The sequence below is a fragment of the Ruegeria sp. AA3 genome, assembly GCF_056542905.1.
On the sequence record NZ_JBQGAQ010000004.1, the window covers coordinates 300,166 to 314,962 of the forward strand.

General features: G+C 58.4%; 16 protein-coding genes. 15 read left to right on the forward strand and 1 reads right to left on the reverse strand.

Translation table 11 applies throughout. The features are described 5' to 3' along the window. Positions 1–168 precede the first annotated feature (168 nt). From ACR0JR_RS10015 to ACR0JR_RS10040, 6 genes are read left to right on the forward strand one after another with little or no spacing between them, the layout of a single operon-like run. Positions 169–1,227 carry an ABC transporter substrate-binding protein gene (locus ACR0JR_RS10015; RefSeq protein ID WP_170361257.1) on the forward strand — a complete coding sequence of 353 codons (1,059 nt, stop codon included), beginning with the start codon at positions 169–171 and terminating at the stop codon, positions 1,225–1,227. A 10-nt stretch (positions 1,228–1,237) separates the two neighbouring features. Continuing rightward, positions 1,238–2,086 carry an alpha/beta fold hydrolase gene (locus tag ACR0JR_RS10020; RefSeq protein WP_170361255.1) on the forward strand — a complete coding sequence of 283 codons (849 nt, stop codon included), beginning with the start codon at positions 1,238–1,240 and terminating at the stop codon, positions 2,084–2,086. 1 nt (position 2,087) lies between these two features. Further along, positions 2,088–3,146, forward strand: a complete 1,059-nt coding sequence (locus tag ACR0JR_RS10025; RefSeq protein WP_170361253.1) for an ABC transporter substrate-binding protein — start codon at positions 2,088–2,090, stop codon at positions 3,144–3,146. A gap of 56 nt (positions 3,147–3,202) precedes the next feature. Then, positions 3,203–4,291 carry an ABC transporter ATP-binding protein gene (locus ACR0JR_RS10030; protein WP_170361251.1) on the forward strand — a complete coding sequence of 363 codons (1,089 nt, stop codon included), beginning with the start codon at positions 3,203–3,205 and terminating at the stop codon, positions 4,289–4,291. Further along, the gene (locus ACR0JR_RS10035) at positions 4,288–5,190 is read left to right on the forward strand and encodes an ABC transporter permease (RefSeq protein ID WP_170361249.1); all 903 of its coding nucleotides are present in this window, start codon (positions 4,288–4,290) and stop codon (positions 5,188–5,190) included. The genes ACR0JR_RS10030 and ACR0JR_RS10035 overlap by 4 nt, the downstream gene beginning before the upstream one ends. 10 nt (positions 5,191–5,200) lie before the next feature. Beyond that, positions 5,201–6,004 (forward strand): ABC transporter permease, encoded by an 804-nt coding sequence (locus tag ACR0JR_RS10040; RefSeq protein ID WP_170361248.1) that lies wholly within the window; start codon positions 5,201–5,203, stop codon positions 6,002–6,004. An 8-nt stretch (positions 6,005–6,012) separates the two neighbouring features. Here ACR0JR_RS10040 and ACR0JR_RS10045 read toward each other — a convergent pair whose 3' ends face one another. After that, on the reverse strand, positions 6,013–6,720 hold the full coding sequence (locus tag ACR0JR_RS10045) for an IclR family transcriptional regulator (RefSeq protein WP_170361245.1): 708 nt from the start codon (positions 6,718–6,720) through the stop codon (positions 6,013–6,015). A gap of 106 nt (positions 6,721–6,826) precedes the next feature. Here ACR0JR_RS10045 and ACR0JR_RS10050 point away from each other — a divergent pair, with 106 nt between their 5' ends. From ACR0JR_RS10050 to ACR0JR_RS10090, 9 genes are read left to right on the forward strand one after another with little or no spacing between them, the layout of a single operon-like run. Next, positions 6,827–7,576, forward strand: coding sequence for an arginase family protein (locus ACR0JR_RS10050; protein WP_170361244.1), 750 nt, complete (start codon positions 6,827–6,829; stop codon positions 7,574–7,576). Further along, positions 7,569–8,243: an arginase family protein gene (locus ACR0JR_RS10055; protein WP_170361242.1), complete on the forward strand. Its 675-nt coding sequence runs from the start codon at positions 7,569–7,571 to the stop codon at positions 8,241–8,243. Before ACR0JR_RS10050 ends, ACR0JR_RS10055 begins: the two co-directional genes overlap by 8 nt. Further along, entirely contained in the window at positions 8,243–9,118 is an 876-nt protein-coding gene (locus ACR0JR_RS10060; protein ID WP_170782105.1) for an arginase family protein, read from the forward strand. Before ACR0JR_RS10055 ends, ACR0JR_RS10060 begins: the two co-directional genes overlap by 1 nt. Next, on the forward strand, positions 9,115–10,104 hold the full coding sequence (locus tag ACR0JR_RS10065) for an agmatinase family protein (protein ID WP_171186054.1): 990 nt from the start codon (positions 9,115–9,117) through the stop codon (positions 10,102–10,104). Before ACR0JR_RS10060 ends, ACR0JR_RS10065 begins: the two co-directional genes overlap by 4 nt. A gap of 8 nt (positions 10,105–10,112) precedes the next feature. Then, positions 10,113–10,805 (forward strand): hypothetical protein, encoded by a 693-nt coding sequence (locus ACR0JR_RS10070; protein WP_170361236.1) that lies wholly within the window; start codon positions 10,113–10,115, stop codon positions 10,803–10,805. Continuing rightward, entirely contained in the window at positions 10,802–12,247 is a 1,446-nt protein-coding gene (locus ACR0JR_RS10075) for an aldehyde dehydrogenase family protein (protein ID WP_170361234.1), read from the forward strand. The genes ACR0JR_RS10070 and ACR0JR_RS10075 overlap by 4 nt, the downstream gene beginning before the upstream one ends. Continuing rightward, on the forward strand, positions 12,244–13,437 hold the full coding sequence (locus ACR0JR_RS10080; protein WP_170361232.1) for a CaiB/BaiF CoA transferase family protein: 1,194 nt from the start codon (positions 12,244–12,246) through the stop codon (positions 13,435–13,437). The genes ACR0JR_RS10075 and ACR0JR_RS10080 overlap by 4 nt, the downstream gene beginning before the upstream one ends. Continuing rightward, on the forward strand, positions 13,434–14,261 hold the full coding sequence (locus ACR0JR_RS10085) for a citryl-CoA lyase (RefSeq protein ID WP_170361230.1): 828 nt from the start codon (positions 13,434–13,436) through the stop codon (positions 14,259–14,261). The genes ACR0JR_RS10080 and ACR0JR_RS10085 overlap by 4 nt, the downstream gene beginning before the upstream one ends. Further along, positions 14,242–14,622, forward strand: a complete 381-nt coding sequence (locus ACR0JR_RS10090; protein WP_437438583.1) for a citrate/2-methylcitrate synthase — start codon at positions 14,242–14,244, stop codon at positions 14,620–14,622. The genes ACR0JR_RS10085 and ACR0JR_RS10090 overlap by 20 nt, the downstream gene beginning before the upstream one ends. The last annotated feature ends 175 nt before the right edge of the window (positions 14,623–14,797 follow it).

Sequence of the window (14,797 nt, forward strand, 5' to 3'; positions counted from 1 at the left end):
GCGTGGGGTTTGACTCCTGCGCTGTCAAAAGAATCCTTGACCAGTTCCAGTATCAGCACTAGTTGAAATGAAATGACGTTTTGTCTAATGAAACGTTAAGGCAAAAGATGATGGGATCGCCCATGTCGCGGACCCGCAAGCCAACCAACAGTTAGGGAGGAGCCTGACATGACGAAAGATAACGGAAAATTGACGCTCACTGCGGGTCTCGTAGCCGGTAGTCTGGTCATTGCCACGTCTGCCTTCGCCGAAGGCGAGGTGGTGTTTTCGTCCTGGGGAGGTTCATTCCAAGATGCGCTTCGGGAGTCCATGCTGGACCCAGCGGCGAAAAAGCTGGGTCTTACCATCAAAGAAGACACGACAAACGGCATTCAAGACGTGCGTGCGCAGATCACTGCGGGTGCGGTTGCTTGGGACATTACCGAACAGGCGTTGTCCGACTGTGCCCGTTTGAAGCAGGAGGGGGCGCTGGAACCCATCGACTATGGCGTGGTCTCGACCGATGGCATGCCGTCCAGCCTTGTGGACAGCGAGTGGGTTGGCATGCTGACCTATTCACTGGTCATCGGCTGGCAAGCAGAGAAGTTTGGTGAGAACGGCCCACAGTCCTGGGCGGATTTCTGGAACACCGAAGCCTACCCTGGGACACGCGCGATGTTCAACTCGGTGTCGCATGCGCTGGAGGCGGCATTGATGGCGGATGGTGTCGACCCGGCGGATGTAAACACCGCTCTGCGGAGTGAAGGCGGCGTAGACCGGGCCTTTGCCAAGCTTGAGGAGATCGCGCCCGATATCACGGTCTGGTATCGGGGAGGCTCGCAAGCGGCGCAGTTGATGGCAGATGAAGAGATTGACTTCATTCATATCGGCAACGGCCGCGCAGAAGCGCTGAATGCCGATGCAATAACGGTTGGGTATACCTGGAACCAGGCCACGACCGACGCGGATTGCCTGTTGGTACCCAAGGGCGCGCCAAATCGCGAAAACGCCATGCGGGTTCTCAATGAGATGCTGTCGGCCGAAGCGCAGGCGCGCATGGCGGTGGCCATCTCCTACGGCCCTGTCAATGCGCATGCATTTGAAACCGGGCTGATCTCGCCCGAACTGGCAGCCAAAAACAATGCCGCCCCTGACAATATGAAGACCCAGGTGGTTATTGACGCAAGCTTCTACGTCGAAAACTTCGCAGAACTGCAAGAGCGGTTTGACACTCTGGTTCAGCAGTAGGCCCAAATTGATGCGCTCCAGTCCTTCATCCGATCCGGCAGAACCTTTGAACGTCCTTTTCGTTCATGGCTGGGCGTGCGGGTGGCAGGATTGGAGCGGTGTCTCCCCGCTCCTTCCAGACAGTGCCCACATTGGGCTTGCGAAGCTTCCGGGATGCCCCGATGCCGTGCCGCTGGGGGGAGCGATCAGTCTCAGCGACTGCGCGGCCCATGTGATTGCCCAGGCAAATGATCTGGGTTTTGATCGCTTTGCCCTTGTCGGGCACAGCATGGGTGCCCGGATTGCCATCGAACTGGCTGCGACTTGGCCAGGACGCGTCTCTCATCTTCTTTTGCTGGATGGCAGCAACGTTCCTGAAGACCCCGAAGAAGCCGTTGCGCGTCTGGCAGAGCAGCTTGCGCAGCTTGGTCAGAAAGGATGGGCGGAGGCGGCAGTCGGTGGGATGATGGTCAACAACCTCGATCCAGATCAAAAACGTGATATTGTGAACCGGGCTGCGCAATATCCGGCAGACGTTTTGAAGGCGTATTACCATGCGATGGCTGCATGGGATCGCGATAAATTTGTTCCGGCCATCGACCGGCTCACCTGCCCGGTCACAATCCTGCAATCAACGTCGCTGGACGAACACGAAGTTCGCCGATCGGCGACGACCCACCCCGCATCGCTTTGGCTGGATGCCTTGCGCGCGCGGGTTCCCGGGGCGGTGATCAAGTTGGTGCCGAATACCGGCCATTTCATCATGTACGAACGGCCGCAACTGATCGCCGACTGGGTGGAAGAGACATTGCAAGTCAACCACGGCGTTCACCACGAAAAACCCAACCAAATAACGAGAGAATATCAAGGGAGAAACTGACATGAAAAAAGTAGAGAGAAAACTGTCGCTTGCGACCAGCCTCGTTGCCGGCAGCCTGGCAATGGCTGCGCCAGCCTTCGCCGAGGGCGAGGTGGTGTTTGCATCCTGGGGCGGGTCCTTTCAGGACGCATTGCGCAGCGCCATGCTGGAACCTGCCGCCGGCGCGCTGAATGTCACGGTCAAGGAAGATACCACAAACGGTATTCAGGACGTGCGCGCACAGATCACAGCGGGTGCCGTCGCCTGGGATGTGACCGAGCAGGACTTGCCCTCGTGTGAAACACTCAGCCGTGAGGGCAGCCTTGAGCCGATTGATTACTCGATTGTCGACACAACGGGCATCCCCGAAGAGCTGATCCACGAAAACTATATCGGCTTCATCAACTTCACCAAGGTGATTGCGTATCGCAAGGATGCCTTTGGCGACAATGGTCCGTCCAACTGGGCAGAGTTTTGGGATCTGGAAAACTTCCCAGGCAAGCGCGGCATGCACGGCAAGGTGAACTACAACCTTGAGGCCGCCCTTATGGCCGACGGTGTGCCGATGGCCGATATCTACGACACATTGGCCACGGACGAAGGCAAAGCGCGCGCCTGGGCCAAACTGGGAGAGATCGCACCAGAGGTCACCGTTTGGTATCGTGGCGGGTCGCAGTCCGCGCAGCTGCTGCGTGATGGAGAGGTGGACGTGATCCACATGGGCCATAACCGCGTGGAAAGCGTGATCGCATCCGGCATTGAAGTCGCCTATGCCTTCGATGGAGGGACGATGGATGTCGACTGTCTGCTGGTGCCCAAAGGTGCCCCGAACAAAGACAACGCCATGCGCCTGATCAATGAGCTGCTGAGTGCCGAAGCGCAGGCACGGCTGGCGGTCACGATGCCGCTGGGCCCGGTGAACACCGGTGCGTTTGACACTGGTATTATCTCGGGAGAAATGGCGGTTAAGGTCAACACCCATCCCGACAACTACGGCAAGCAGCTTCTGGTCGATCCGAACTTCTACATCGGCCAGCTGGGTGAGTTGACTGAAGAGTTCGACACTCTGATCCAGCAATAATCCATCTGGGCGCAGCGCATTTGGCACTGCGCCCACTTTTCAAGTCAGGAGCTAGCATGTCCTCTGCCACCCAATCCCTTCCCATCGACATATCCAGCCTGTGCAAAGCCTACGGATCAGTCAAAGCGCTCGATGATGTATCGCTGAATATCGCTGCAGGCGAATTTCTGACACTGCTTGGGCCGTCGGGCTCCGGCAAAACGACGCTCCTGATGGCGCTGGCCGGATTTGTGCGTCCTGATGGCGGGTCGATTCGGTTTGGCGAACGCGAAATGATTGCAACGCCGCCGCACAAACGCGGCCTTGGCATGGTTTTTCAAAGCTATGCGTTGTTTCCATTCATGACGGTGGCTGAAAACGTAGCCTATCCGTTGAAAATCCGCGGAGTTTCCAAAAGCGATCAAAAGACCCGCGCCGAGCGTGCGCTGGATACCGTACAGCTGGGCGGCTATGGGGATCGGCGCATCACCCAATTGTCCGGCGGCCAAAGACAGCGTGTGGCTCTGGCCCGCGCCATGGTTTTCGAGCCGCAGATCATCCTGATGGATGAACCCCTGTCCGCGCTCGACAAAAAGCTGCGCGAGCACATGCAGATTGAATTGAAGGCGCTCCATCAAAAATTGGATGCAACCATTGTCTATGTAACCCATGACCAGCGCGAAGCCCTGACGATGTCGGATCGCATTGCGGTGGTCAATCATGGGCGGATCGAGCAGGTCGAGACCCCTGAGCGGCTGTATCGCCAGCCTCACAGCTTCTTTGTGGCGGATTTTATCGGTGAATCCATTTCGGCGCCGGTGAACGTGGCCAATAATACGGCGCATCTTGGCGAACGCGTGCTGAAATCCGATTTGCCTATTGCTCCGGGGAGCGGCGGCCATCGCCTGGTGATCCGGCCTGAGCTGCTGGAGGTCACCTCAGGTGCTGTGCCTGAAACAGCCAATGATTTGTCCGGCCGGGTCGACGCCATCATTTATCAAGGCGACAGCGTGCTGGTTATCGTTCAGCACGACAGCGCAGGCCAGATCAATGTGCGCGTCCCTGCCAATCGCGCGGGCCAGACGGGTCTGCCTTCCAAGGGAGAGAAAATTGGCCTGGCCCTGCATCCCGAAGACACGATCATCGTACCGGAGAATGTATCATGAGCATCGCCGAGTCCTTTGGGGCCGCTCAGACGCTTCGGAACGCAAGCACGCTCAAATCCGAAGAGCGCCGTGAACGCCTGACGTTTTTGGGGCTTTCGATGCCCGCGGTTCTCGCAATTCTGATTGTCGTGTTTCTGCCGATTTTCTGGCTGTCTTCGCTCTCATTTTACAATGCGGCGGGTGAGTTGAGCACGGAAAACTATGCGCGTATCTTTGAAAGTGCTTTGTATCGGCGGACCTTTGTTGTCACCTTTCAGATCAGCATCGCCGTGACGGTGATTTGTGTCCTGCTCGGATATCCGCTGTGTTACTGGCTGACCAGGATGCCGAACAGAACGGCTGCCATTTTAATGGTTTTCGTGCTGGTCCCGTTCTGGACGTCGGTTCTGGTGCGGACCTACGCCTGGCTGGTGCTGTTGCAGCGCAATGGCATCATCAATTCGTCGCTGATGTCGCTTGGCATCATCGAGGAACCGCTGCAACTGGCGCACAACCTCACGGGATCAATCATTGGCATGGTACATATCATGCTGCCGTTTCTGGTTTTGCCGCTTTACGCCACCATGCGCAACATCGACACCGACCTGGTTCGGGCCGCCGTTGGGCTTGGCTCCAGCCCGCGCGGCGCATTCTGGCGGGTGTTTTTCCCGATGTCCTTGCCGGGCCTTTTTGCCGGCATCGTGCTGGTCTTCATCCTGTCACTTGGGTTCTTCGTCACACCTGCTTTGCTGGGCGGTGGCCGGGTGCAGATGCTGGCGCAGCGGATCGAAAGCACGATCACAGTCTATTCCAATTGGGGGGCTGCATCCGCCCTGGGCGTTGTCCTGTTGCTGCTGGCACTGGCGATGATCTGGCTGATGAACCGTGTGTTCGGTCTCGACAAACTCTTCATGCGCTAAGGATCTGAGAATGGAACAAGTCGGACAACGTAAAATTGACGGTCTGTGGCTGACGGTGGTCGGTATCGCGGTGCTGTTCTTTCTGATCCTGCCCACGCTGATCGTGATCCCGATGTCGTTTTCGGGGGCCTCATTTCTGGAGTTCCCGCCGACGTCGTTCTCGTTCCGCTGGTACACGGCCTATTTCACCTCTGCGGAATGGATGAGCGCCACGAAGACCTCTCTGATCGCGGCAGTGTTGACCACGGCGATCGCGACGCCTTTAGGCTCTCTTTGTGCCTATGGGCTGCATTGCTCCACCCCACGGATCAGGAACACTGCGCAGATCCTCGTGATCATGCCCATTGTCGTGCCGGTGATCCTGATCGCCGTCGGCGTGTTCAGCCTTTATGCCAAGCTGGGGCTCAATTACACACTGACCGGTATTGTGATCGCCCATACCGCGCTGGCCCTGCCGTTTGTAATCGTGACCGTGATGTCGGGCTTGCAGAACTATGACTTCGATCAGGAACTGGCGGCGCGCAGCCTGGGTGCGTCCCGAGCTTACGCGCTGTGGACAATAACAGTACCCCAAGTCAAATTCTCGATCCAGACCGGGGCCTTTCTGGCCTTCATCACATCGCTGGATGAGGTGGTGATTTCGATGCTGGTCTCGGGCGGGGAAAATGCCACAATTACCCGCCGCATGTTCAATTCACTGCGCGATCAGCTTGATCCGACCATTGCCGCGATTTCCACCTGCCTGATTTTCGTATCAATCACGGCGCTCATCGGCGTTCAGTTGATTGGCCGCAACAAGAATGCTGACAAATGATGGGCTCTTTATATCACACCAATCTCGGCCCGGATCTGGCGGGCGGCATCAAGCACCGCAGCGCGATAGCCTTCGACAGCGGTTTCATTGAAGCGAACGCGCAGACCCGACAGGCTGACGGCACCCAGCAGCTCGCCCTCAGGCCCAAGAACCGGAACAGACAACCCGGCAACGTCCGGATCACGTTCACCAAGGCTGAGATAATACCCGGCCTTGCGGATGCTGCTGGCCTTTTTGCCATGCCCGATGGAATAGGCATCCAGCACCCGGCCCGACGAGCCAGTGCTCAGCGGAATTATCTCGCCCTCCTGGATATGATCCCGCGCAAGCCTGGGCGAATTGACACGGTAGAGGCAAACGCCGGAGTTGCCGCGTTGCACGTAAAACGACGCGCTTTCCCCCGTCGCATTCACCAGGTTCGCCAGCACCGGGCGCACAATAGGCCCCATGCGCAGATTCTGGCGAAATACGGATCCAAGACGCCACAAAGACGGCCCCAGATGAAACAGCCCTTCGGCGTCGCGCGTGATATGGCCAAATTTCTCAAGCGAGACGCTCAGACGCAGGATTGTCGCTTTGTTGACACCACTGCGGTCCGCGACCTCTTTCAGAGAAAGCCCCGCATCTCCGGGCTCAAAGCTGTCCAGAACACGCAATGCACGTTCAACCGCTTCGACACCACCATTCGTGTCGGGGGTTCGGGGCTTGTCGGGCATGGGCAGACCTTTCGACGCAAATCCGTCACTTTTTATAGCTGGTTTGAACGCAATTGGAAATCGCAAATAATGAAGGCATCTGGCAATGCATAGCGCGCAGAAACAAATGATAACAACTGGTTATGCTGGCCTGCCATTTGGCGAGATTTCGCAATGCGATGCAGGATCTGTCGGGCTTTTGGGTGTTCCAAGCGAAGTCGATAGCGGGCCACGTTCCGGCGCCTCCTTGGCACCGGATGCGCTGCGCAAGATGACCGGACAGCTTGGAACTAGCCTGCCTGTAAATGGTCGGGATCTGGGTAATCTGGACCTGTCGGGCGATTGGTCCGGCGTATTGAAACAGCTTGTGGCGCAAATGGTGGATCGCGGCATTGTGCCCGTCGTTCTGGGTGGCGCGTCTGATGTCGCCTCTGCTGTACTGGGGGCCTTGCCTGATCTGCCGGTTGTCGCGGCCATGCCACTGGCTCGGCGTGATCTTACAGAACGACCATCAAACACGATTTGGGTGGGTTTGAATGGCGGGCAACCTGCCGATGTTTGGGATCAGATCGCTCAGCGCACGATGGATTGGCGTACCGCCCGGTGGTTGGATGAAGGGCACGCAGACTTTTCTGACACGCCCGAGCGCGCTGTTCTCTGGATCGACATATCGGTCGTTGATCTGGGGCATGCAGCCGGTGCTATCGGCCTTAACCCAGGCGGAATGAAACCCGAAACCTTGGTTTCTGTCATTGGGGCAATGTCCTGCCGCTGGCAGGCGATTGTGATCACTGGCCTTGCGCCTGCCCGCGACACGCGTGGCATGTCGGAATTGGCGGCCATTGAAACCCTGAACGCGGCTTTGCGTCATGGGTGATGCGGCGCAAATACAGTTTGACGGGATCCCCAGTTTTCTGGGCATGCCTGTTGGCGATCTGGAAGACCTCGTGCCTGGGCAAGTCGCGGTAGCAGGATATTTTTGTGACAATCTCGACCGACCAGCAGCAGAGCAACGCTACCTCGCAAGGCAATTACGATACGCCTCCCAACCCGGAAAGGCCCCCGCGAATGCCATTGACCTAGGGGACGTGAATGTATTTCCGCTTGAGCCGGATAAGCATTTTTCTGCAGTTGTCTCGCAATGCGAGGCGGTTCTGAAAACCGGCGCGCGGATGGTGCTGGTTGGCGGAGATTCCAGCGGACTGAAGGCGCTTGGAATCGCGACACAAAAAGTCACAGGTGCTGATGTTCCTGTCATTCAGGTCACAGGGGGCGTTGCAGGCCAATTGTCTCACGCTCAACCGGTCATCCTTTCTGTGGATTTACAAGAGCTTGCGGGCAAATGGGTGTCGCACCCACGTCGCCTGACCGGGATGTCACCTGCACAGATGATCGCGCAAATTGACACTACCCCAGGCAATGTCACCGCCGCAGCAGTTTTCGGACTTGCCCCGGCATTAGACGATCGTGGCAGAACGGAATCCTGCGCCGCGCTGGCGATCTTGCAGGCAGTGACTGAGCGTCTAGAGAAAGGAGCTGGCTGATGCCTTTACGATCGGCCCCATTGCCGCGCATGGCAGGGCAACTGTCGTTTATGCGCGCACAAACCAAAGCAATTGAAGATGTCAGGCCCGGTGATCTGGCAGTGCTGGGCGTCCCGTTTGAAGACACCAGCGCGCCGCATGCCGGGCAGTCCCTGGCGCCGCGTGCGTTGCGCGAAACCTCGGTCTATTTCGGTTGGCACGCAAACCCACAATTCAGTCACCCGGTAGATGTCGATGCACGTCAGGACATCAGTACCGACGGTCTGCACGAGCGGCTCTGTGACCTCGGAGATATAGCGGCAGGATCTGAGGACGCGATCCACGCGGCATTGAAGGCCGCGACGCGTCAGATCAGCCGCAATGGTGCCTGCGCCATAATATTGGGTGGGTCAGATTGCCTGTCCAAGACAGTGCAGAGCGAGCTGCCTGAGTGTCAGACTGTGCAGCTTGGCGGTACGCCAGATGATGCGCGCGACTTTCATGTATCGCCCCTGCCAAACGGGGGTGGCACGACCTGCAGCCAAAACACTGCCGCGCAGCTTGCCGCGTTTTCCAGGTGGCGGGATGTATCAAAGCCGCTGTTTGTGCAGTTTGATCTGTCCGTGTTTGAAACATCGCTCAGCGCGCTTTGTGATCGGCCCCGTTTGGGAGGCTGCGACCTTGATACAGTGGTGCAATGGCTCAGCGCCCTGGGACAGCACGAGGTCAGTGCCATCATGTTGACCGGTCTGAACCCGAGCAGGCCCGGAATGGGTGTGGTGAAGGTTGGCCAACGACTGATGGTCACGGCTCTTTTGGCATTCATCTATGCGCGCCTCGGTTTTGGGATTGACCGACCGGTGCGCCCAATTCCCAAGGAAAATGTACTGACATGACTGCAGCTAATACCACATTTCACCCGCCTCTGTCACAACCGGGATATCGGCTGTTTGATGGGCCTTTGCGCGACGTGGCCGAGGTCGGTCCCGATAAGATCGGCGTGGTCGGCATGCCGAGCGACTGGACACATTCCAGCCGCCTTGGCACAAGGTTCGGCCCCGAAGCATTGCGCAGGGCGACAAGTCTTCTGCAATCTTTGCGTCCGCAGGGAGCCAGCTTTGATCCCGATACAAGCCGCCGTACTGTGCCTGCAACCGATTGGCTGATCGATTGCGGCGACGCAGAGATCACAGCGCAGGACGTTGACGCAACAACCGAAGCCATCGCTGCAATGACCGAAACGCTGACCGTTGCAGGGGCAATCCCACTGGCACTGGGTGGTGATCACTATAACAGCTTCCCGGCCTGTCTGGGCTATTCCCGTGGGCTGACCAAACGTTCGCCAAACGCGCGCTTCGGATATATCCAAATCGATGGTCATCTCGATTTCTCCGACCGGCTGGGGGCGTGGGGCAGCCACAACCATGCAACCAACGCGCGCCGGATTTCCGAACTGCCCAACATCGATGTCTCCAATATGGTCTGGATCGGCATCACGGGCTGGGTCGATGGCGGCGATCTCGCGCTCATTGAAGAGCAGGGCGGACGGGTATTTTCATCTGGCGAGGTGCAAAAACTCGGCGCGGCCGAGGTGATGCGTCAGGCCCTTGCGCATGCCATGCAGGGGTGCGACGAGCTATATCTGTCGATTGACATTGATGCGATGGACGCCGGCTACCTTCCCGGCACGGGTTCCATCGTGCACAGCGGCATTACACCGCGTCAGTACTACGACCTGCTGGATGGATTGGCCGAGGCCCCCTTGGGCGGGTTGGATATTGTCGAGGTCTCACCTCCGCTTGATCCTTCAGAACGCACGGAGTTCCTGGCGGCGGAAATGCTGTTCCGGGTCCTGCGGCGCTTCCGCACGCGACCGGTGTAAGAGCTATGATGAAATATATCGGAACCCGGCAATTGGGTGGGCTATCACATGCAGGACAGATCCTTGCCCCGGCAACCCGGCCCTGGATCACGGATCTTGCAGCGCTTTGCCCCTACGAGGGTCTGCAACCCGGTAACCTCCCGGAATTTGAACGTGACCCGGATTGGGACAACTGGGCGCTCACTGACAGCCCCAAAGACCCGACCAAACGCCTGAACTGGCATGTGTTTCAACAGGGAGGCACCCGGTATCTGGTGGCCGACCGGATGCTAATGAGCCGCGTTAGCTGGCAGGATCTGGACGATGCCGGGTATGTCTATGGCACAGAGGTGTCCATCGATGGCACTACGTTTCGATGCCGGTTGCTGACCGGTGGTGATACGCCCCGAAATGACCCCTATCAGGGTGCGACTGGGCCCAATGAATGGGATGCGTTGGTGGGCGGTGCCGCCGTGTCAAACGCGCCCCAACCGGACCCAGCCAATGGTGCAGCCCCGCTTCGCCCGGATCACCTGACCTCACCTCATAACCGTTTGTGGAATTGGTTCGGGGCGGTCAGCTGGACCGCCGAACCTGTCGCCAACCGTGCCGATGGGCGGGTATGCCGGGGCTATCACGGCCCGACCTATTTTTATGTGAACACTGTAGACCACCGGCATGAAGATATCGGGTGGCGACCAGTTCTTGAGGAAGTACTATGACCGCAGATCCCTTTTCCAACTATATCGCCGGAACATGGGCCGCTGGCAGTGGTGCAGTTCCAAACATCAACCCATCTGACCTGAACGACACAATCGGGGATTATGCGCAGGCCAGTGCCGCGCAGACTGCCGATGCGATCGAGGCCGCGGCTGCCGCTTTTCCGAAATGGCGCGCAACATCGCCACTGGTCCGGTTCGAAGTGCTGGACCGGATCGGGTCGGAAATCCTCGCCCGTGTGGACGAGCTGGGCGACATGCTGGCCCGCGAAGAGGGCAAAACCCTACCTGAGGCCAAGGCCGAAGCACATCGCGCCGGGCATTTGTTCAAATACTTCGCGGCCGAAGCCTATCGTGCCACCGGCGACGCTTACCAATCACTGCGCGAAGGTGTGTCGCTTAAGGTTCTGCGCGAACCCATTGGCGTCGTGGGCGTAATCACGCCCTGGAATTTCCCGCTGGCGATCCCGGCATGGAAAATTGCGCCCGCTCTGGCCTATGGCAATACGGTCGTGTTCAAACCTGCCGAACTGGTGCCCGGTTCTGCGTGGATGTTGTCCGACATCATTGCCCGTGCGGGGCTGCCCGAGGGTGTGTTCAACCTTGTGATGGGCAAAGGCCGTGAGGTCGGGGAGGCAATCGTGTTACACCCCAAGGTTTCCGGGGTCACGTTCACCGGCTCCACACCAGTCGGTCGCAATATGGGGGCTGCGCTGTTCGCCCGCGGGGCAAAAATGCAGCTTGAAATGGGGGGCAAGAACCCGCTGGTTGTGCTGGATGACGCGGATCTGGATCTGGCAGTTCACTGCGCCATACAGGGCAGTTTCTTCTCAACTGGCCAACGCTGCACAGCGTCTTCGCGGCTGATTGTTGAAGACGGAATTCATGATCAATTTGTCAGCGCGATGACCGCGGCGATGAAAAAGCTTCGGATCGGGGATGCGCGTGCGCCTGACACCGATATTGGCCCGGTTGCGAGCGCCGACCAATTGCGGATTGACCTTGATTATATTGCGAGAGGGCAGGCCGAAGGCGCGGAGCTCATCAGCGGTGACCAAATTACTCTGAACACGCCGGGGCACTATTTGGAGCCAGCCTTGTTCGTGGGGGCCGAGCCGCAAATGGATATCTCTCGGCATGAAATTTTCGGGCCAATCGCCGCTGTGTTGCGCGTGCCGGACTATGAGGCCGCCCTTGCCAGCGCCAACGACTGTGAGTTCGGCCTGTCAGCGGGCATCATCTCGCGGGATGCGGCCAAGATCGACCATTTCTCGCAGAACGCCGAGGCAGGCATGGTACAAGTCAATCTTCCCACGGCAGGCATGGATTTTCACGCGCCATTCACGGGCCGAAAAGGATCATCCTATGGCGCGCCGGAAAAAGGCAGCTATTGCCGCGAGTTTTTCACAGTAGCCAAGGTTGTACACGAGGGGCGCGGACAATGACGCAGGCACCTTTGAAGGGCATTCGCATTCTTGATCTGACCAATGTGCTGGCCGGTCCGTTCTGCTGTCATCAGCTGGCCCATATGGGGGCCGACGTGATCAAGGTCGAAACCCCGGGCACCGGTGATCTTGCGCGCCAGCTGGGGGCTGATCCCGCGCGCAACGCCGACCTTATGGGCGTTTCCTTTCTGGCGCAAAATCCGGGCAAACGGTCGATCACCTTGAACCTGAAATCGGCATCCGGAAAACGCATCCTGAAGGAGCTGGTGCAAAAGGCCGATGCCCTAGTCGAAAACTTCCGCCCCGGGGTGATGGCGCGCTTGAACCTTGACTATGAGACGCTCCGTCAGGAAAACCCGCGCCTTGTTTATTGTGCGATCTCCGGATTCGGCCAAGATGGCCCGCTGGCGAAACTGCCCGCTTATGACCAGATCGTGCAGGGGATGAGCGGCGTGATGTCGATCACCGGCGATGCCGACACCGCGCCCTACCGGGTGGGCTACCCGATGGCCGACACCATCGGAGGGATGACGGCCGCCTTCGCCGTCGCCGCTGCGCTTGCTAACAAGGCCGAAGACCGCGGCACGTTCATTGACGTCTCGATGCTCGAGGCCGTCATTGCGACAATGGGCTGGGTGGTGTCAAACCATCTGATCGCCGGGAAGGCACCCACTCCAAACGGCAACGATAATTTCACCGCCAGCCCATCCGGCACCTTCAGAACCGCCGATGGCGTGATGAATATCGCCGCCAACAAGCAAGAACAGTTCGAGGCCCTGTGCGGGATCCTCGACAACCCGGCCCTTGCGCAGGACCCACGCTTTGCCGACCGAAAGAACCGACTGGCCAATCGGCCCGCCCTGACCGCCGAACTGGAAGCGGCCTTTGCCACGGCCCCCACCCATGAGTGGGTCGACAAGCTGACAGCACAGGGCGTTCCCGCAGGGCCTGTCTGGTCGGTGCCTGAGGCGTTGACGCATCCGCAGCTTGCCGATCGGGGCCTGCTGCAAACCCACCGTATAGGATCTGAGGATCTGCAACTGGTCGGGATCGGCGCCAAGCTTGATGGCACGGCCCCTGGTGTCGATTCGCCGCCCCCGACCTTGGGTGCACATACAGCCGATATCCTGAGCGAACTTGGCTATAACAATGCCCAGATCTCGGACCTGAAAAAGGAAGACGCGATATGACGGCCCCCTCAGAACGCAAAGAGGTCGATGACATGCGCCACTGGTGGCGCACCGCAATCATCGACATGGCTCCAGGGCGGATCGCCTTTCGCGGCCACCCGATCCAGGACCTTATAGGTTCTGTTAGCTTTGCTCAGATGATCTGGCTCATGGTGCGGGGCGATATGCCCACGCCAGAACAGGCGGCGCTTTTCGAATGTGCGCTGGTGGCGGGCGTGGATCATGGTCCGCAAGCGCCTTCGATTGCCGCCGCCCGTATGGCCGCGACCTGCGGGCTGGGGCTCAACAACGTCATGGCAACCGGGGTCAATATGCTGGGTGACGTGCATGGCGGCGCCGGTGAACAATGCGCAGAACTTTATTTCGACATCGCCAAACGGATCGATGACGGCGCTGAACATGAAAGTGCCGTCCGCGACGGTATCGCCGCCTGGCGTGAGGAAAATGGCAAAATTGTCTCGGGCTTTGGCCACCGCTTCCACAAGCCCGTCGATCCCCGCGCACCAAGGTTGATGGCGTTGGTACGCGAGGCCGCGAAGTCCGGTACGGTGGATGGGCGGTTTGCCGACATTGGCGAGGCTATTCAGGCGGAAATCGGACGCAAGCGCGGCACTGAGATCGCAATGAATATCGATGGGGCCACGGCTGTTATCTTTTGCGAGCTGGGCTTTCCGCCCCCACTCTCTCGTGGTCTGTTCTGTCTCTCCCGCTCGGTAGGCGTCTTGTCTCATGGCTGGGAACAGATGCAGCAGGGCGGCCGGAACAAAGGGCCAATGCCACCGCGCTATCTGCCGGAATACATTGGTGTTAAATCGGAGAGCTAAACCGACGAAACCTCTTAAGGCCGGAGCTATCGTTTGCGGCTGCATCAGCGGCATCTATTTCAAAACACTGGAAAAATATGACGCAATTGAGGTTATGGCCTGTGCCAGACTCGCACCGCAGATCGAGGGGTATTTGTCAGATATCAAAAGTCGCGCAATCCCGATGAACATCGATGGCGCGACCGCCGCAGTTTACGTCGAGCTTGGCTTTAAAGCCTCACTCGCGAGTGGACTGTTCTGCCTTTCTAGGTCAGTGGGCATCCTGGCACACGCCTGGGAGCAGACCCAACAAGGCGGTCGTAACAAAGGTCCATTACCTAAAGATCGTCTTTGGACATATCTCACCCCAAGTGAGAAATGATACGAATTTCACACTTGTTCTGACGTCAGCGAAGAGCAATCAAGCGGCCATTGGTGCAAGCGCCGCGAACTTGCACTTTGTCCGGATAGTGTTGAAAAAGTCGACGTTGGAACTGCCGATGAGCGATGGCAAAAGCCGCTTGGGATGTTCCTCTCAGCCTGTTGGTTCTGGTTGC